Source organism: Ferribacterium limneticum (assembly GCF_020510565.1).
Lineage (GTDB): Bacteria > Pseudomonadota > Gammaproteobacteria > Burkholderiales > Rhodocyclaceae > Azonexus > Azonexus limneticus_B.
In genome coordinates, this window is sequence record NZ_CP075189.1 from 176653 (window position 1) to 193335 (window position 16683).

Below are 16683 nucleotides of genomic sequence, written 5' to 3' on the forward strand. Positions count from 1 at the left end.
ATGAACGTTTCAACGAAACATCTCGATTTGGGTTGCGGGTTGAATCCATTTAACCCTTATTCGCAGGATTTACTCTATGGTTGTGATATCAGGGATATCGGTGATGAATTGATTAATTTCAATTATGAAAAAGTAAATCTTGTTGTTGCCAAGATTCCGTTTCCTGATCATTTTTTTGATTCTATTTCAGCCATGGACTTTCTGGAACACATTCCTCGGCAAATAGTTTTACCCAACGGTGAGATGTGTAACCCTTTCGTCAATCTAATGTCGGAAATTCATCGGGTTCTGAAACCAGGCGGTTTGTTTTTTGCGCTGACGCCTTGTTATCCACACCCCTCGGCATTTGTTGATCCAACGCATGTAAATGTAATAACTGAAGATACTTATTCTTATTTTATTGGCGATAATCCCATCGCATCCATGTACGGGTTTACGGGGCGATTCGGTGTAAAGAGAGTTTTCTGGGAAATGCCCAAGAATGTGAAACAAGCCAGTGTTTCTAAATTCAGGAAGTGGTATAGGCGTTTTCAACAAGTATGGTTCAGAGATGGATTGTCCCACCAGTGTTGGGAGTTTGTTGCGCGATAAGGTTTGCCTTTATCGGGATTTCCTCCGTGTTTTTTGAATATATTTAAATTGAACTGTCGTATCTTTGCCTAAAGAAAGCACCATGAGCACGTCTGCCATCCCCAGGATCACCGCCTACATCATTGCCTTTAACGAAGCGCAGAAAATCGCGGCAGCGGTGAATAGTGTCCTGTGGGCTGACGAAATTATCGTCGCCGATTCGGGTAGCACGGACGGCATGGTCGAAATTGCCGAGAGCCTTGGGGCGCGTGTCGTGCAGGTGCCGTTCAAGGGCTTTGGCGATCTGCGTAATCAGGCGATTGCTGCCTGTACCCATGACTGGATTTTCAGCCTTGATGCCGATGAGCGGTGCACGCCGGAGGCGCGCGACGAGATTCTGCGCGTCATCGCCGACTCGGCCAGCCTCGACATGTATTGGATGCCGCGCCGTAATTTCTTCATGGGGCGCTGGATCAAGCATTCGGGCTGGTATCCGAATTACCGCCAGCCGCAACTATTCCGTCGGGGCAAGATGAGCTACACGATGGAGCCGGTGCACGAGGGTTACGTGCCGCATAGCGACCGGCCGGTCGGGCATCTGCAGAACCCGATCTGGCAGGTGCCGTTCAAGAACCTGCATGAAGTCGTGCACAAGGCCAACCGCTATTCGACGCTCGGCGCCGAAAAGCTCACCCTGCGCGGGCGCAAGGGCAGCATGGGCAAGGCGCTGACGCACGGTCTGTGGTCCTTCATCAAGCACTATATTTTCAAGCGCGGTTTTCTCGATGGCTGGCCGGGTTTCATCATCGCTTTCGGCAATTTCGAGGGCACGTTCTATCGCTACGCCAAGGGCTATGAGATGGATCAGGCCTGGAAGGTGCCGGAAACGCCGCCGCTGCGCCGGCCCTGAGGCCCTATGCCGCCGCGCCTGATCTCGGTCATCGTCACCACCTATAACCGGCCGGACGCCTTGCGCGCCGTGCTGGCTTCGCTTGCCGCGCAGACTGATACAGCATTCGAAGTGCTGGTAGCTGACGATGGCTCACGGCAGGAGACGGCGGCGGCAGTCGCCGAGGCGGCGGTCAATTTTCCGGTCCCGCTGGTCCATCTGTGGCAGTCCGATGACGGGTTTCGTGCGGCGGCAGCGCGCAATCTGGCGGTGGCGGCAAGTCGAGGCGATTACCTCGTCTTCGTCGACGGCGATTGCGTGCTGCGCCCGGATTTTGTCGCGCGACACCGGGCGCTGGCCGAGCCGGCCTGGTTCGTGGCCGGAAACCGGGTGTTGCTGTCCGAGAGTTTCACGAAAAAGGTGCTGCAATCGCCGATGATCGAGCTGCACGGTGACAGTCGTCTGAACTGGCTGGGCCGCCGGTTTTACGGGGTGATCAATCGCTGGTTGCCGCTCTGCTTCGTGCCGGGGAACGGTTGGCGCAAGCGCCAGCCGCAACGCTGGCAAGGCGCGCGGACCTGCAATCTGGCAATGTGGCGGTCCGATTTCGATGCCATCAACGGCTTTGACGAAGCTTTTCAGGGCTGGGGGCACGAAGATGCCGACCTCGCCATCCGCCTGTTGCATGCCGGCGTAAGGCGGAAGGACGGGCGTTTTGCCACGGCCGTGCTGCATCTCTGGCACCGCGAGAACGACCGCAGCAATCTGGTCGAGAACGAACGCCGGCTGGCGGAGATTCTGGCTGCCGACCGGCGACGTGCAGCGGTCGGGATCGATACCTATAACCCCGATCGAGTCAGCGCAGCCGTGCTTCAGAAATTGGGCAAAATTTCCGGTTGACCGTAGGAATCAGTGCGCGGCTTCCCAGTTCGGCCCGACGCCGACTTCGACGACCAGCGGCACCTTGAGTTCGGCGACCTGACTCATCAGGCGGGGCAGGTGGGTACGGATGTCCATCAGTTCGTCGTCCGGCACTTCGAGCAGCAGTTCGTCGTGTACCTGCAGCACCAATTTTGATTTCAGCCCCGATTTTTCCAGCCACTCCTGCACGGCGATCATCGCCAGCTTGATCAGGTCGGCGGCTGTGCCCTGCATCGGCGCGTTGATCGCGGCGCGCTCTGCCCCCTGGCGGCGGTTGCCGTTGCTCGAACGGATTTCCGGGAACCACAGGCGGCGGCCGAAGGCGGTTTCGACGTAGCCTTTTTGCCGCGCCATTTCCCGGGCCTCTTCCATGTAACGGGCGACGCCGGGGTAGCGGGCGAAATAGCGGTCGATGTAGGTCTGTGCGGCGCTGCGTTCCAGCCCGAGCTGGCGAGCGAGGCCGAAGGCGCTCATGCCGTAGATCAGGCCGAAATTGATGCTCTTGGCGACGCGGCGCTGGTCGGGGCCGACTTCGAGCGGTGTGACGCCGAAGATCTCGCCGGCCGTCGCGCGGTGCACATCCTCGCCGTGTGAGAAGGCGTGGAGCAAGCCTTCGTCGCCCGAGAGGTGGGCCATGATGCGCAGCTCGATTTGCGAGTAGTCGGCCGAGACGATGCTCGAACCTTCGGGTGCTATGAAGGCAGTACGGATCTTCCGGCCTTCCTCGCTGCGTACCGGGATGTTCTGCAGGTTGGGGTCGGTCGAGGCAAGGCGCCCGGTGACAACGGATGCCTGCGAGAAGTGAGTATGCACTCGCCCGGTTTGCGTGTTGACCATGCGTGGTAGCTTGTCGGTGTAGGTGCCCTTGAGTTTGGACAGGCTGCGGTGTTCGAGCAGCAGCTTGGGTAGCGGGTAGTCGAGTGCGAGTTCGGAGAGCACTTCCTCGTCGGTGGACGGGCCGCCGGAGGGTGTTTTCTTCTTGACCGGTAGGCCCAGTTTTTCAAACAGGATGTCGCCGAGTTGCTTGGGTGAGGCGAGGTTGAAGGGCTGGCCGGCCAGTTCGTAAGCCTGCGCTTCGAGGGCCATGATCTTCTGGCCCATTTCGTGGCTTTGCCGGCTCAGAACATCGCTGTCGATCAAGATACCGTTGCGCTCGATCTGCCAGATGACCTGGCGGGCCGGCATCTCGATGTCGTGGTAGATGCGGCTCAAACCGGGTTCGTCGGCGAATTGCGGGTGCAGGACGTTATGGACGCGTAGGGTGACGTCGGCGTCTTCGGCCGAGTAGATGGCGGCGCGCTCGATGTCGACCTGGTCGAAGCTGATCTGCTTGGCGCCCTTGCCGCACAGGTCTTCGTAGGCGATGGTGTCGAGGCCGAGGTGGCGGGTGCATAGCTGGCCGAGGTCGTGGCCCTTGTCGGACTCGATGACGTAGCTTTGCAGCATGGTGTCGTGTTCTATGCCGGCCAGCGTGATGCCGTGGTTGGCGAAGACGTGCTGGTCGTACTTTGCGTTTTGCAGCACTTTTTTCCGGTTGACCGTGGAAAGCCAGGGTTTGAGCTTTTCCAGCACTTCGTCACGCGGCAACTGGTCGGCAACGCCGGGGGCAGTGTGGGCGAGCGGGATGTAGCAAGCTTCGCCCGGTTTGACCGAGAGCGAAATGCCGACGATGCGGGCGGCGAAGGAGTCGAGGCTGGTCGTTTCGGTGTCGAGCGCCGTCAGTTCTGCCGCTTCGATTTTGGCCAGCCAGGCATCGAATTGCGGCCAGCTCAGGACAGTTTCGTAGGTAACGTCGATTTTGCCTTGGAGCGCCGGAGCTGCGGCGTCGGAAACCGTGCGGGCCGGGATGTCGGCGGCCGCTTCCGGACCGTCGATATCGGCCAGCCACGAGCGGAACTGGTAACGGGTGTAGAGTTCGCGCAGCGTGGCGAGATCGGGCGCTGTTGCGTTCAGCGTGGCCGGTGCTGGCAGGTTGGTGAGGTCGCAGGCGACGGTAACCAGCTTTTTTCCCAGCGGCAAAAAGCCGAGGTGGTCGCGCAGATTCTGGCCGACGACGCCGCCGATTTCGTCGGCATGGGCGACGATTTCGTCGAGCGATCCGTATTGCGCCAGCCATTTGAGCGCGGTTTTCGGCCCGCATTTGGCGACGCCCGGTACGCCGTCGACGGTGTCACCAACCAGCGCCAGATAATCAACAATCTTGTCCGGGGGCACGCCGAACTTGGCCTCGACGCCGGCCTCGTCGAGCAGTTCGTTGCTCATCGTGTTGTACCAGCGGACGAGCGGATTGACCAGTTGGGTCAGATCCTTGTCACCGGTCGAAATCAGCGTGTTAATGCCGTCCACCGCAGCATTCGTCGCCAGCGTGCCGATCACGTCGTCGGCCTCGACGCCATCGACCATGAGCAGCGGCCAGCCGGCGGCCTTGATGGCAGCGTGCAACGGCTCGATCTGGCCGACCATTTCGGGCGGCATCGGCGGGCGGTGCGCCTTGTATTCCGGATACCAGTCGTCACGGAAGGTCTTGCCCTTGGCATCGAAGACGACGGCCTTGTAGTCTGCCTTGTAGTCGCTCTCGAGACGACGTAGCATGTTCAGAACGCCGTAGATGGCGCCTGTCGGCTCGCCAGCCTTGTTACGCAAGTCGGGCAGGGCGTGGAAAGCGCGATAAAGATAGGACGAACCGTCCACCAACAATAAGAGAGGCATAAAAAGTGACCGAGAGCGACAAGCTGGTAATGGGCGTCGAGACCGAGGCCCTGCTGAAAAACGCGACGGCCCGCGAGTCCTGGCGGATTTTCGGCATTATGTCAGAGTTCGTCGAGGCAACTGAGCGTCTGGCCGCCATCAAGCCGGCCGTGACCATGTTCGGCAGCGCCCGCGTGCGGCCGGAATCTCCTTATTACGAGTTGACCGAGCGGACGGCGCGCCTGCTGTCCGATTCCGGTTTCTCGGTCATCTCCGGTGGCGGCCCGGGGATCATGGAGGCGGCCAACAAAGGTGCCTTCTTCGGCAAATCGCCGTCGGTCGGCCTCAATATCCAGTTGCCGCACGAGCAATCCAATAATCCCTATCAGGATATCTCGCAGACCTTCCGCCACTTCTTCGCCCGCAAATACATGTTCGTCCGCTTCGCTAGCGCCTATGTCGTGATGCCCGGCGGCTTCGGCACGCTCGACGAACTGATGGAAGCACTGACCCTGATCCAGACCGGCAAGGCCCGCAAGATTCCTCTGATCCTCGTCTGCTCGGACTTCTGGGGCGGTATGATCGACTGGTTCAAGGACCGGCTGGTCGCCGAAGGCATGGTCGATGAGGAAGATATCAATCTGATCCAGTTGATCGATGAGCCGGAAAAAGTGGTCGAAGCCATCTTCAAGCACTACGAGGCTCGTCCTTTCGGCCCCTTGCCGAACGAACACGAGATGCTGCTCAACCTGTAAAATCAAAGCATCGTCATCGAGGATTCAACCATGCGCCGCCTTCTTCCACTCCTGCTTCTAGCCGCCTTGCCTGCCTGGGCGCAGAAAGGCGATCTCCAGCCCCTGCCGGCCGTGCCGCCGCCACCACCCGGCATGGAGGCCTTCGACGAAGCACTTGAGCCGCAGGTCACCATCGTCAAGCGCGAGACTGAAACGCGCGAGGAATACCGCATGAAGGGCAAGCTCTACATGGTCAAGGTCACGCCAGCTGTCGGCCCCGCCTACTACCTCGTCGATAACCAGGGCGACGGCCAGTTCGTCCAGGCCGACATTACCCATCCGGTGACCAAGCCGCCGATGTGGATCATTCATAGCTGGTAAATCTTGTCCGTCTATACCAAAGTCGGGCGCGATGAACTCACCGCCTGGCTTCAGCAGCTCGGGCTGGGTGAGCTGATCGACTACGCCGGTATTGCGGCCGGCATGCAGAACTCCAACTATTTTGTGACGACGGCCAGCGGTCGTTATGTGCTGACGCTGTTCGAGCGCATCGAGACGTCATCCCTCGATTTTTACTTGGCCCTGCAGGATCACTTGGCACACAGCGGGATTCCCAGCCCGCGGCCGGTGGCTGACGGCGATGGCCGCTATTGGCGCAACCTCGCCGGCAAGCCCGCTGCACTGCTGAGCTGTTTGCCGGGAGCTGCACTGGAGTCGCCGGATGCCGAGCACTGCCGCGCCGTCGGCCAAATGCTGGCTCGCCTGCACCGCGCCGCGGCTGATCTGCCGAATCCCTTGCCGAATCCCTGCGGCGCCGCCTGGCGGCAAGCGGTCGGCGAAACCTTGTTGCCTTTGGTCGCGCCGGATGAGCGTGATCTGCTGGCCGATGAACTGGCCTTTCAGGCGGCGCAGGACTATTCGGCCCTGCCGAGCGGCGTCATCCACGCCGACCTGTTCCGCGACAACGTGCTGTGGGATGCCGCGGGTCGACTGTCTGGCGTGCTCGATTTCTATTTTGCCGGCGAAGATGCCTTGCTCTTCGATCTGGCCGTCGTCGCCAACGACTGGTGTTCGGATGACGAGGCTCTCGCCGCGCTGATCGCCGGTTACGCCAGCCAACGTCCGCTCACCGAGGCGGAGCGCGCTGCCTGGCCGGCGATGCGGCGCGCCGCAGCCTTGCGCTTCTGGCTGCTCCGGCTGGAAGTCAGGCACCAGCCGCGTCAGGGCGAAGTGGTAACGATCAAGAATCCCGATGACTTTCGGCACCTGCTGGCACGTTTTCGCCTTGCCCCGGAAGCCTTGCCCCGTTAGCATCCGCGCATGAGTGAAATCCCTGTTTTTCCGATGGCCCCGACCCGGTTTACCGGCGCGAGCCGCGAAGTCGACCCCGGTGCCTGCTTTGACTGGCTGCGCCAGGGCTGGGCCATGTTTCTCGTCAATCCCGGCGTGTGGATTGGCAGTACCGTTCTGCTCCTCGTCATGCTGATGGCCATCTCCATCGTGCCGCTCTTCGGGCAGATCGCCGCGCATCTGCTGGTGCCGCTGTTCGGCGCCGGCATGATCAAGTTGTGCAAGCGACTGAACGATGGCGAAGAGCCGGAAATTGCCGACCTGTTCGCCGGTTTTCGCCACAACGCCGGGCAATTAGTCATGATCGGCGTATTTTTCGCGATGGGCATTTTTGGCATCGCCTTTCTGGCTTTCCTGCTCGTCAGCGGCGGCGTGCTCGGTGGCGTTGTCACCGGCAAGGTCGCGGGTTTCGGCATTGCGTTTGGTGGCGTCATGCTGGCCGGCCTGCTCGTCATGGTGCTCTCGGTGCCGATCATCATGGCCACCTGGTTCGCGCCGGCACTGGTGTTTTTCCACGACATGCAGCCGCTCGACGCGATGAAGGCGAGTTTCGCCGCCGGTGCCAAGAATTTCCTGCCGATGGCGATTTTCGGCACTTTCCTGGTTGTCGCCCTGTTCTTCGCCATGCTGCCTGTCGGCATGGGCCTGCTTCTGCTCCTGCCTGTCGCTTCCGGTGCAGTTTTCGCGTCCTACCGCGACATTTTTGTGGGAAGCTGAGATGCGCGCCCAGACACTACCGCCCGCCGCCGGCTGGCGCTGGATTTTTACCGGCTTTGCCATTTTTCGGCGCAATCCGATTGTTCTCGGCATGTTGGTCCTCACCTACTGGTTCACGGTGGTCTTCCTCAATGTGCTGCCGTTCATCGGTGCGCTCGCCGCTTCGCTGGTCATCCCCGGCCTCTCGGTCGGCCTCATGCAGGCCGCCCGTCAGGTTGAACGTGGTCAGGCGATCGGCGTACAGACCCTGTTTGGCAGCATGAAGGAAAATGCCCGCACCCTGCTCGCCCTCGGTGCCCTCTACCTGTGCTGCACGCTCGGCGTTCTCGGCATGTCCACCCTGCTCGACGGCGGCGACATGTTCAAATTCATGATGGCCGATACCCGGGCCGAACGGGCTGCCGTCGAAGACGCCGATTTCATCGCCCCGGCGCTGTTCGTCATGGCCATGATGACGCCGGTCATGATGGCCTACTGGTTTGCCCCGGTGCTTGCCGCCTGGCACCGGCTGACCCTCGGCCGGGCCTTGTTCTTCAGCTTTGTTGCCTGCTGGATGAACTGGCGGGCTTTCCTGGTCTATGGCTTGGGCATGATGCTGGTGGCCGGTGTCGTGCCCGGCGTCCTCCTTGGCATCCTGCTGCTGATCTTCCCCGACGCCGCCAGTTTCATTACTGCCGTCGTCACCATGCCGCTCGTACTGGTCATCGCGCCGACCATCTTCGCCAGCTTCTACGCCTGCTACCGCGACATCTTCGGCATTTCCGAAATTGTCTGAGCCGCTTGGCCTCTTCGGGGGCACTTTCGATCCCGTGCATTTTGGTCACCTCCGGCTGGCCGAGGAAGCCATCGCCCACCTCGGCCTCGGTGGTGTGCGCTGGATCCCCGCCGGCCAGCCGCCGCATCGCGGCACGCCGCAAGTGACCGCGCAGCAGCGTCTGGAGATGGTGCTACGGTCAACCGGAAATAATGCCCGATTTTCAATTGATGCCAGCGAGGTCGAAGCCGCCGCACCGAGCTACACGGTGCATACGCTCGAACGGCTGCGCCGCGAGCTCGGCGCCGAGCAGTCGCTGGTCCTGCTCGTTGGCGCCGATGCCTTTGCCGGACTCGCCACCTGGCATCGTTGGCGTGACATTTTTGCCCTGGCCCATGTCGCCGTCTCGCATCGCCCCGGTTTCCCGGTCGAAGCGAGCAGCCTGTCGCACGAGTTGGCGACCGAATTCAACGACCGTCGGCTGACCGATGTCGGCGGGCTGAAACTCGCTCCGGCCGGGGGGATTGTCACTTTTGCCATGACCCAGCTCGCCATTTCGGCGACGCAGATTCGCAAGCTGCTGGCCAACGGCCTGTCGGCGCGTTATTTGCTGCCGGATAGCGTTCTCGACTATATTCACCTTCACCAACTCTATAAAAGTACCTGATGGACATCCGCAAGCTGCAAAAAATCATCGTTTCCGCCCTTGAAGACATCAAAGGCAAGGATATCGAAGTCATCAACACCTCCAAGCTGACATCGATGTTCGATCGCATCGTCATTGCCACCGGCGACTCCAATCGTCAGGTCAAGTCGCTGGCCCAGAATGTGGTCGAAAAGGTCAAGGAAGCCGGCGGCGAGATTGTCTCGACCGAAGGCGAAGACGGCGGCGAATGGGTGCTGGTCGATCTCGGCGACGTTGTCGTGCACGTCATGCAAGCCAACGTCCGCGCCTACTACAACCTTGAAGAACTGTGGTCGGCGACGCCGGCCCAACGGCGCAAGGCCGTGGAGCAGGCTCGGCCGGAATGAAACTGGCCGTACTCGCCGTCGGTCATCGTCAGCCCGCCTGGGTGAACGAGGGCTGCGCCGAGTACCTCAAACGCATGCCGCGCGAACTGCCGGCCAGCGTTAGCGAAATCAAGCCCGAACCGCGCGGTTCGAAAACCCGCGAACAACTGCTGGCCGCTGAAAAAGGCCGCATCCGCGACGCCTTGCCGGGCAGTTGCCGCCTTGTCGTGCTCGACGAAAAGGGCGACGACCTGACCACCCTCAAGCTGGCCAAACGGCTTGAGGTGTGGATGCAGGACGGCCGCGACGTGGCGCTGCTGATTGGCGGCGCCGACGGGCTGGACGAGGAATTCAAGCAACAGGCAGACGACAAGTTGCGCCTGTCCAGCCTGACGCTACCCCATGGCATGGCTCGCCTGCTGTTGTGCGAGCAACTCTACCGCGCCGTCAGTGTCTTAAAGAACCACCCTTATCATCGGGAGGGATGATGCGTCTCTATCTTGCTTCGCGTAGTCCGCGCCGTCGTGAGTTGTTGCACCAGATCGGCATCGATTTCGATACTGTCGTTTTTCGCGACGGCATGCGCGCCGATAGCGAAACCGACGAAACGCCGATGGCGGGTGAGTCGCCCGTGGTCTACGTCGAACGCGTGGCGCGCGCCAAGGCGATGCACGGACTGAAGATCGTCGAGGAGCGTCGCCTGCCGATGCGCCCCGTGCTGGCCGCCGACACGACGCTCGAACTCGACGGTGAAATCATCGGCAAGCCGGTCGACATGGCTGATGCCGCGGCCATCCTGCGCCGCCTGTCGGGACGCACGCATCGCGTGCTGACCGGCGTCGCCATCGATCATCAGCGGCGTACCGAATATCTGTTGTCGACCAGCGAAGTGCGCTTCCGCCAGATCGATGACGAGGAAATCCGTCACTACGTGATCAGTGGTGAACCGATGGACAAGGCCGGCGCCTACGGCATTCAGGGCCGAGCCGGGCTGTTCGTCGAGCACATTTCCGGCAGTTACAGCGGCGTGATGGGCCTGCCCGTCTGCGAAACCGGCGAACTGCTCAAAAAACTCGGCTTCCGCCCACTTTAAGCGGCGCTGGCGCAGTCCATGATGGCGCGCGCTGCCTGCGTGATGCCATCGGTTTCCGGTAGCGGCGACGGTGATTGCGCGAGAATGTTTTCAAGGGCTGCCGCGAGTTGTCCGTATTCCAGTTGTGCGGCGCTGATCTCGAAACAGCGGCCGTTCGCCTTCAGCCATTCGATCAGACAATCCTGCTCCGGCCAGTTTTCGCGCCGCTGGTAGATGACCGGCGTGCCGTTGCAGGCGGCTTCGGTGAAGGTGCCATAGCCGGGCTTGGTGATGACGGCATCGACCGAGCAGAGCAGGTCGGTGAAGTTCAGGCCGAAAGATTCGCTGGCGATCGCATCGGGGTGCCGGCACTGCCATGCGGCCGGCACCAGCCAGCGGATGCCGTTCAGGCGCGGCCAGCTTTCCACCGGCAGGCGATGGGCGATGCCGCCCATGGCAATCAGGATGGCTTTGTCCCTATTCAGGCCGAGGTCGCGGCGCGTGCCGAGGGCGGCGATCGGGCCGACGGTCTGCACATTGGTCAGTGCATCCATCGCCATGCCTGGCGTGACGCGCAGGAAGGCTTGCGCCGAGCGGTAGGCGGTGAGCATCTCGGCGTGAATATTCTTGGCCCAGGGCTGATCGCCGAAATAATGGTCGAACAGGTCGGCCCAGTTCAGCGAGCACAGGCTGAGTGCCGGAATGCTGGCGGCTGCAGCGCCGGCCAGCGGCAGGTAGCTGACGTTGGTGAGGACGAGGTCGGGATTTAAGTTGGCGAGAAAGCGGGCTTCATTGGCAATGCGGCCTGGCCAGTCGGCGTGCGCCTGACGGTAGGCGGTGGCGCTAGCCGCCAGGTCGATGTGGGTGGCGTCGATCATCACGTAGCCGAAATCGGTGGTGTCGGCGATCAGTGTGTAGGGCGTTTTGATCCGTTGCTGCAGCTTAGTGGAAGGCAGGGCGCTGCGGATGGTCAGCCGGAAATTCGGGGCGATTCGGGCCAGTGCACTGAGTACGGGCGCCGTGATGGCGAGGTGGCCGAAGCCGTGGCTGGAAATGTCGACAAACAGGTGCATGCGGGTTGTTTCTGGGGTTATCGGGCATTGCCACGGTCAACCGGAAATTTTGGCCAAAATTGAAATGGTCCGGACGCCTTGTCGGGGCGTCCGGATTCGTGACCTCAGCGGTTCTTGAACGTCGGCTTGCGCTTTTCGGCGAAGGCAGCCATGCCTTCCTTCTGGTCTTCGAGGGCGAAAGCCGAATGGAAGACGCGGCGCTCGAAGAGCAGGCCCTCGTTGAGCGACGACTCGAAGGCGCGATTGACCGATTCCTTGATCATCATGACCACGGGCAGCGAGAAGCTGGCGATGGTCGTGGCGGCTTTCAGCGTTTCTTCCAGCAACTGATCGGCCGGAATGACGCGGGCGACCAGGCCGGATTTTTCCGCTTCGGCCGCATCCATCATTCGACCAGTGAGGCACAGGTCCATCGCCTTGGCCTTGCCGATGGCGCGCGGCAATCTTTGTGTTCCACCGGCCCCGGGGAGAGTGCCGAGCTTGATTTCCGGCTGGCCGAATTTGGCCGTGTCGGCGGCGAAGATCATGTCGCACATCATCGCCATCTCGCAGCCGCCACCCAGCGCGAAGCCGGCCACCGCCGCAATGACCGGCTTGCGCGTCGTCTTGATGCGCTCCCAGTTGCGGGTGATGAAATCGGTCTTGTAGGCGTGCATGTAGTCGAAATCCTTCATGAAGCCGATGTCGGCCCCGGCGGCAAAGGCTTTTTCATTGCCGGTGATGACGATGCAGCCGATGTTCTCGTCGGCTTCATAGGCGTCGATGGCGGCACCGATGCCATCAACCACGTCATTGTTCAGTGCATTCATCGCTTCCGGCCGGTTGATGCGGATCAGGCCGACCTTGCCAATGGTTTCGGTGAGGACTACTTGGGTCATGTCTTGTCTCCAGATGTATTCAGTGGGTCAGGGCAATCCAGGCCATGCCGAGCCATTCGTGCAGGGCGTAATAGGAAATTTGCAGGGCTTTGGCCTGCGGCAGGAAATCGCTCAGCAGCCAGTCGAAGCTCTGGTGGCTGAAAAAGGCGGTGGGGGCCGGAATGACTTCGAGTCCGGCCTGTTCGAAAAGCAGCCGGGCGCGCGGCATGTGGAAGGCGTGGGTGACGAGGAGGATGCGCTGCACGCCGGCGGCCTTGAGGATGGGCGCCGAGAGGGTGGCGTTGCCGGCGGTATCCATCGATCCGGACTCCTGCCAACGCGTTTCGACGCCGAATTCATTTTGCAGGATGCCGGCCATGAGTTCGGCTTCCGAGGCATTGGTCTCCACCAACTGGCCGCCGGTGACCAGCACGGGCAGGTCGTAGCGCCGGGCCAGCGTGGCGCCGTAGCGGGTCCGGATCAGCGTGCGGTCGTTCGCCGTATCGCCGCCGTATTCGCTGGCGTTGGTGGCCAGACCGCTACCGAGGACGACGATGGCGCCGGCCTCGGGCTTCGGCGCGTTGGGGGCGATGGCTGCCGACTGGTTTTCCAGAGAGGCGATCAGCAGACCGGCAACGGCCGGCATGCACTGGGCAATCGACAGCATGGTGGCCGCCACGGCCAGCCCGAAAGCCCAGCGCCGGCACCGGAAAACGCCAGCCACGCAGAGCAGCGCCAGACCGTTGCCGGGTGGCAGAAGCAGCGTGCTGATCAGGATTTTGAGGGTCCAGGCGACGGACATATTTCAGGTGAGCGGGTGGGTTCAGGGCGTCGAGTTTGTCCGTGTCATGGGCTGGCGTCAATCAGCGCGCTGAAGTGTCCGGTCGATGACAGTTGCCGGCTGGCAAATCCTGCTATCTTTGCCGATCAAGATAGAACAAGACCGAGGAGACAAGATGACCTACGCGATCGATCCGCAACCGCTGTGGACGCCCAACCCCGCCACTGTCGGCCAAACGCGCATGGCGCAGCTGATCAGGGCCAAGGGCAAGGCGAACTATGCCGAGCTGTGGCAATGGTCGGTCGATCAGCCCGAGGCATTCTGGTCTGAACTTTGGGATTTCTGCGGCGCCGTCGGTGAAAAAGGCGCGCAGGTGGTCGTCGACCGCGAAAAAATGCCCGGTGCCCGCTGGTTTCCCGAAGCCAAACTCAACTACGCCGAAAACCTGCTGCAACAGCGCGACGACAGCGAGGCGCTGGTTTTCTGGGGCGAGGACAAGGTCAAACGCCGGATGAGCCGGGCCGAGCTGGTCGGCGAAGTCGCCCGCTTCCAGCAATTCCTGATCGACGCCGGAGTCGGCGAGGGTGATCGGGTGGCAGGCTACCTGCCAAACCTACCCGAAACGCTGGTCGCCATGCTCGCCGCGACGGCGCTCGGCGCCATCTGGTCGTCCGCCTCGCCGGATTTCGGCGTGCAGGGCGTGCTCGACCGTTTCGGCCAGATCGAGCCGAAGGTGCTGATCTGCGTCGATGGCTACTGGTACAACGGCAAGCCGGTCGATTGCCTGGCCAAGAACGGCGAAGTAGTGAGCCAGATGCCCTCGCTGCGCAAGGTCGTCGTCGTGCCTTACCTCGATGCCGCGCCGGATGTGAGCAAAATTGCCCACGCCGTGGTCTGGAACGACATTCCCACGGTCAACCCGAAAAAAGCGCCAATTTTCAAAAGAGTCGGCTTCGCTCACCCGCTCTACATCATGTTCTCGAGCGGCACGACCGGCGTGCCGAAATGCATCGTCCATTGCCACGGCGGCGTGCTGCTCCAGCATCTCAAAGAGCACCAGCTGCACAGCGACGTGCGCCCCGGCGACCGCTTGTTCTACTTCACGACCTGCGGCTGGATGATGTGGAACTGGCTGGTCTCCGGCCTGGCCTGTGGCGCCACGCTGCTGCTCTACGACGGCTCGCCGTTCGCCGATGGCGGCACAGTGCTCTTCGACTACGCCGCAGCCGAGAAAATGACCCACTTCGGCACCTCGGCCAAGTTCATCGACGCCGCCGCCAAGCTCGCCCTGACACCGGGCAAGACACACGACCTCGCCGCCCTGCGCGCCATGTTCTCGACCGGCAGCCCGCTGTCGCCGGAAGGCTTCGACTGGGTCTATCGCGAAATCAAGCAGGACATCCTGCTCGCCTCGATTTCCGGCGGCACCGACATCGTTTCCTGCTTCGTCCTCGGCAACCCCGTGCTGCCCGTCTATCGCGGCGAAATCCAGTGCCGCGGGCTGGGCATGGCGGTCGATGTCGTCGACGATATCGGCCAGCCGGTGCGCGGACAAAAGGGCGAGCTGGTGTGCACCGGTTCCTTCCCGGTCATGCCGGTCGGTTTCTGGAACGACGCCGATGGCGCGAAATACCATGCAGCCTACTTCGAGCGCTTCCCGAGCATCTGGTGCCACGGCGACTTTTCCGAACTGACCGCGCACGACGGCATGATCATCTACGGCCGCTCCGACGCCACGCTCAACCCGGGCGGCGTGCGCATCGGCACGGCCGAAATCTACCGCCAGGTCGAGCAGCTACCGGAAATTCTCGAAGCGCTGGTCATCGGCCAGAACTGGCCGCCGGGCCGCAGCGACGATGTGCGCGTCGTGCTCTTCGTCAAGCTGCAGGAGGGGAAGCAACTCGACGCGGCGCTGATCGACCGCATCAAGAAGCAGATCCGCGACAACACCACGCCGCGCCATGTGCCGGCGCAAGTCGTGCAAGTGCTCGATATTCCGCGTACCAAGTCAGGCAAGATTGTCGAACTGGCCGTGCGCAACGTCGTGCATGAGCAGCCGGTCAAGAATGTCGAGGCCCTGGCCAACCCCGAGGCGCTGGAATTCTTTCGCGGCCGGCCGGAACTGGCGGGTTAGGCGCGGCCGAGCACGGCGCGGCGGGCCAGTCGTCCGGCGCGCTGGGCCAGTTCCAGCAGGCTGCCTGCCAGTCCGCTGATCGCTGCCGTAATGCGCTGGCTGGCGGCTGGGCTTTCGACCCAACGGTAGAACAGCGTCGCTGCGATCAGGCTGGCGGTCCAGGCCAGAACGAGGCCGGTCATGGCCGAAGCGTGCGATTCCAGCCCAAATTTGGCGTAGAGCCCGTTGGCCAGCAGCAGGACCGGGAAATGCACGAGAAAGAGCGAATACGATATCTGGCCGAGGAAGGCCAGTGGCCGGGCGTTCGGCCATTGTTCGAGAAGGCCTGAGCGGCGGCCGAAACCAAGCAGCAGGGCGACGGCCAGGGCGAGCCCGATACGCAGGCGGAAATCGATGATCAGCGCGGCGATGGTGATGGTGGCGATGACGCCGAGCCAGGCCGACATCTGCCGGCGGTCGGAAGCCCACCAGGCGGCGGCACCGAGGCCGTAGGAGCCGAAGAAATAGATGGCCCAGTTGTCCCAGCTGGCGTCGCGGTTGAAGACGAACAGCGAGGCGGCGGCCACGCCGAGTACCAGGGCAGGGGCGACGATCTTGCGGCGGCCACCCCAGAGCAGCACGGCCATCAGCGCGAAGAGCTGGAAGTCGATGGCGATGTACCAGACGCCGGCCGACAGTGCATCGAAGCCAAGCAGGCTGTGCAGCAGGAAGGCGTGGGCCAGCCATTGCGTGAAGGTGGCGCGGTCGGGAATCGCCTCGTCGTCCATCCAGTGGTCGGCGATGGCGGCGGCCATGATGGCCAGGCCGATGGCGGCGAGATAGGGTACAGCGAGGCGCAGATAGCGCTTCCAGATCAGCGGCAGCGGCGAAACGGCCAGCGCCTGGCCATGCGAAGACAGGCCGCGGGCAGCAAGAAAGCCGGCGATGACGAGAAAGACCTGGACGGCCATGCGGCCGTATTCAAAAAACCAGCCGAACAGGCCGGGCAGGGCTGCGCGCGCCGCCTCGGCGAGCGGGCCGTAAGACGAAAAATGGTTGAGCAGGACGAGCAAAGCCGCGATCGCCTTGAGGGCGTCGATCAGCGGCATGCGGTTGGAAACTTTGCTCATGGCCTTCAGTGTACACTGATTGC

Annotated in this window: 18 protein-coding genes; 13 read left to right on the plus strand and 5 right to left on the minus strand. The window is 61.9% G+C overall.

The window, feature by feature from the left end:
- The 3 genes from KI610_RS00855 to KI610_RS00865 all read left to right on the plus strand — a co-directional run bounded on the left by KI610_RS00855 (position 1) and on the right by KI610_RS00865 (position 2359).
- The gene (locus KI610_RS00855) at positions 1 to 591 is read left to right on the plus strand and encodes a class I SAM-dependent methyltransferase (protein ID WP_226496848.1); all 591 of its coding nucleotides are present in this window, start codon (positions 1 to 3) and stop codon (positions 589 to 591) included.
- An 82-nt stretch (positions 592 to 673) separates the two neighbouring features.
- The gene (locus KI610_RS00860) at positions 674 to 1480 is read left to right on the plus strand and encodes a glycosyltransferase family 2 protein (protein WP_226496849.1); all 807 of its coding nucleotides are present in this window, start codon (positions 674 to 676) and stop codon (positions 1478 to 1480) included.
- A 6-nt stretch (positions 1481 to 1486) separates the two neighbouring features.
- Positions 1487 to 2359, plus strand: a complete 873-nt coding sequence (locus KI610_RS00865) for a glycosyltransferase family 2 protein (RefSeq protein ID WP_226496850.1) — start codon at positions 1487 to 1489, stop codon at positions 2357 to 2359.
- Between the two features lie 9 nt (positions 2360 to 2368).
- Here the strand turns inward: KI610_RS00865 and polA are convergent, their stop codons facing one another.
- Entirely contained in the window at positions 2369 to 5089 is a 2721-nt protein-coding gene (gene polA, locus KI610_RS00870) for a DNA polymerase I (RefSeq protein WP_226496851.1), read from the minus strand.
- A 5-nt stretch (positions 5090 to 5094) separates the two neighbouring features.
- Between polA and KI610_RS00875 the strand changes: the two genes are divergently transcribed.
- The 9 genes from KI610_RS00875 to KI610_RS00915 are packed head-to-tail and all read left to right on the plus strand — an operon-like array spanning position 5095 to position 10727.
- Entirely contained in the window at positions 5095 to 5823 is a 729-nt protein-coding gene (locus KI610_RS00875; protein ID WP_404827451.1) for an LOG family protein, read from the plus strand.
- A gap of 30 nt (positions 5824 to 5853) precedes the next feature.
- The gene (locus KI610_RS00880) at positions 5854 to 6183 is read left to right on the plus strand and encodes a DUF2782 domain-containing protein (RefSeq protein WP_226403369.1); all 330 of its coding nucleotides are present in this window, start codon (positions 5854 to 5856) and stop codon (positions 6181 to 6183) included.
- A gap of 3 nt (positions 6184 to 6186) precedes the next feature.
- Positions 6187 to 7113: a homoserine kinase gene (locus KI610_RS00885; RefSeq protein WP_226496852.1), complete on the plus strand. Its 927-nt coding sequence runs from the start codon at positions 6187 to 6189 to the stop codon at positions 7111 to 7113.
- A gap of 9 nt (positions 7114 to 7122) precedes the next feature.
- Complete coding sequence (locus tag KI610_RS00890; RefSeq protein ID WP_226496853.1) at positions 7123 to 7869, plus strand: BPSS1780 family membrane protein; 747 nt, start codon at positions 7123 to 7125, stop codon at positions 7867 to 7869.
- A gap of 1 nt (position 7870) precedes the next feature.
- Positions 7871 to 8644 (plus strand): BPSS1780 family membrane protein, encoded by a 774-nt coding sequence (locus KI610_RS00895; protein ID WP_226496854.1) that lies wholly within the window; start codon positions 7871 to 7873, stop codon positions 8642 to 8644.
- Positions 8637 to 9290, plus strand: a complete 654-nt coding sequence (nadD, locus tag KI610_RS00900; protein ID WP_226496855.1) for a nicotinate-nucleotide adenylyltransferase — start codon at positions 8637 to 8639, stop codon at positions 9288 to 9290. Before KI610_RS00895 ends, nadD begins: the two co-directional genes overlap by 8 nt.
- Entirely contained in the window at positions 9290 to 9655 is a 366-nt protein-coding gene (gene rsfS / locus KI610_RS00905; RefSeq protein ID WP_226496856.1) for a ribosome silencing factor, read from the plus strand. The genes nadD and rsfS overlap by 1 nt, the downstream gene beginning before the upstream one ends.
- Positions 9652 to 10122: a 23S rRNA (pseudouridine(1915)-N(3))-methyltransferase RlmH gene (gene rlmH / locus KI610_RS00910; protein WP_226403375.1), complete on the plus strand. Its 471-nt coding sequence runs from the start codon at positions 9652 to 9654 to the stop codon at positions 10120 to 10122. Before rsfS ends, rlmH begins: the two co-directional genes overlap by 4 nt.
- Complete coding sequence (locus KI610_RS00915; RefSeq protein WP_226496857.1) at positions 10122 to 10727, plus strand: Maf family protein; 606 nt, start codon at positions 10122 to 10124, stop codon at positions 10725 to 10727. The genes rlmH and KI610_RS00915 overlap by 1 nt, the downstream gene beginning before the upstream one ends.
- Here the strand turns inward: KI610_RS00915 and KI610_RS00920 are convergent.
- The 3 genes from KI610_RS00920 to KI610_RS00930 form a co-directional block, all read right to left on the minus strand.
- Positions 10724 to 11779, minus strand: coding sequence for a glycosyltransferase family protein (locus KI610_RS00920; protein WP_226496858.1), 1056 nt, complete (start codon positions 11777 to 11779; stop codon positions 10724 to 10726). The two genes, KI610_RS00915 and KI610_RS00920, sit on opposite strands and share 4 nt — an antisense overlap.
- Before the next feature lie 104 nt (positions 11780 to 11883).
- On the minus strand, positions 11884 to 12657 hold the full coding sequence (locus KI610_RS00925; protein ID WP_226496859.1) for an enoyl-CoA hydratase: 774 nt from the start codon (positions 12655 to 12657) through the stop codon (positions 11884 to 11886).
- 19 nt (positions 12658 to 12676) lie between these two features.
- The gene (locus tag KI610_RS00930; RefSeq protein WP_226496860.1) at positions 12677 to 13438 is read right to left on the minus strand and encodes a YdcF family protein; all 762 of its coding nucleotides are present in this window, start codon (positions 13436 to 13438) and stop codon (positions 12677 to 12679) included.
- Between the two features lie 154 nt (positions 13439 to 13592).
- On the opposite strand from KI610_RS00930, the gene KI610_RS00935 reads away from it, so the two are divergent.
- The gene (locus KI610_RS00935; RefSeq protein WP_226496861.1) at positions 13593 to 15551 is read left to right on the plus strand and encodes an acetoacetate--CoA ligase; all 1959 of its coding nucleotides are present in this window, start codon (positions 13593 to 13595) and stop codon (positions 15549 to 15551) included.
- Here the strand turns inward: KI610_RS00935 and KI610_RS00940 are convergent.
- The gene (locus KI610_RS00940) at positions 15548 to 16660 is read right to left on the minus strand and encodes an acyltransferase family protein (RefSeq protein WP_226496862.1); all 1113 of its coding nucleotides are present in this window, start codon (positions 16658 to 16660) and stop codon (positions 15548 to 15550) included. The two genes, KI610_RS00935 and KI610_RS00940, sit on opposite strands and share 4 nt — an antisense overlap.
- Between the last annotated feature and the right edge of the window lie 23 nt (positions 16661 to 16683).

Coding starts and splice junctions, on each gene's coding strand:
- polA (WP_226496851.1), bottom strand. CDS start 5,089: ATGCCTCTCTTATTGTTGGTGGACGGTTCGTCCTATCTTTATCGCGCT.
- KI610_RS00890 (WP_226496853.1), top strand. CDS start 7,123: ATGAGTGAAATCCCTGTTTTTCCGATGGCCCCGACCCGGTTTACCGGC.
- rsfS (WP_226496856.1), top strand. CDS start 9,290: ATGGACATCCGCAAGCTGCAAAAAATCATCGTTTCCGCCCTTGAAGAC.
- KI610_RS00930 (WP_226496860.1), bottom strand. CDS start 13,438: ATGTCCGTCGCCTGGACCCTCAAAATCCTGATCAGCACGCTGCTTCTG.
- KI610_RS00935 (WP_226496861.1), top strand. CDS start 13,593: ATGACCTACGCGATCGATCCGCAACCGCTGTGGACGCCCAACCCCGCC.
- KI610_RS00940 (WP_226496862.1), bottom strand. CDS start 16,660: ATGAGCAAAGTTTCCAACCGCATGCCGCTGATCGACGCCCTCAAGGCG.
- KI610_RS00915 (WP_226496857.1), top strand. CDS start 10,122: ATGCGTCTCTATCTTGCTTCGCGTAGTCCGCGCCGTCGTGAGTTGTTG.
- KI610_RS00855 (WP_226496848.1), top strand. CDS start 1: ATGAACGTTTCAACGAAACATCTCGATTTGGGTTGCGGGTTGAATCCA.
- rlmH (WP_226403375.1), top strand. CDS start 9,652: ATGAAACTGGCCGTACTCGCCGTCGGTCATCGTCAGCCCGCCTGGGTG.
- KI610_RS00920 (WP_226496858.1), bottom strand. CDS start 11,779: ATGCACCTGTTTGTCGACATTTCCAGCCACGGCTTCGGCCACCTCGCC.
- KI610_RS00865 (WP_226496850.1), top strand. CDS start 1,487: ATGCCGCCGCGCCTGATCTCGGTCATCGTCACCACCTATAACCGGCCG.
- KI610_RS00880 (WP_226403369.1), top strand. CDS start 5,854: ATGCGCCGCCTTCTTCCACTCCTGCTTCTAGCCGCCTTGCCTGCCTGG.
- KI610_RS00895 (WP_226496854.1), top strand. CDS start 7,871: ATGCGCGCCCAGACACTACCGCCCGCCGCCGGCTGGCGCTGGATTTTT.
- KI610_RS00925 (WP_226496859.1), bottom strand. CDS start 12,657: ATGACCCAAGTAGTCCTCACCGAAACCATTGGCAAGGTCGGCCTGATC.
- KI610_RS00860 (WP_226496849.1), top strand. CDS start 674: ATGAGCACGTCTGCCATCCCCAGGATCACCGCCTACATCATTGCCTTT.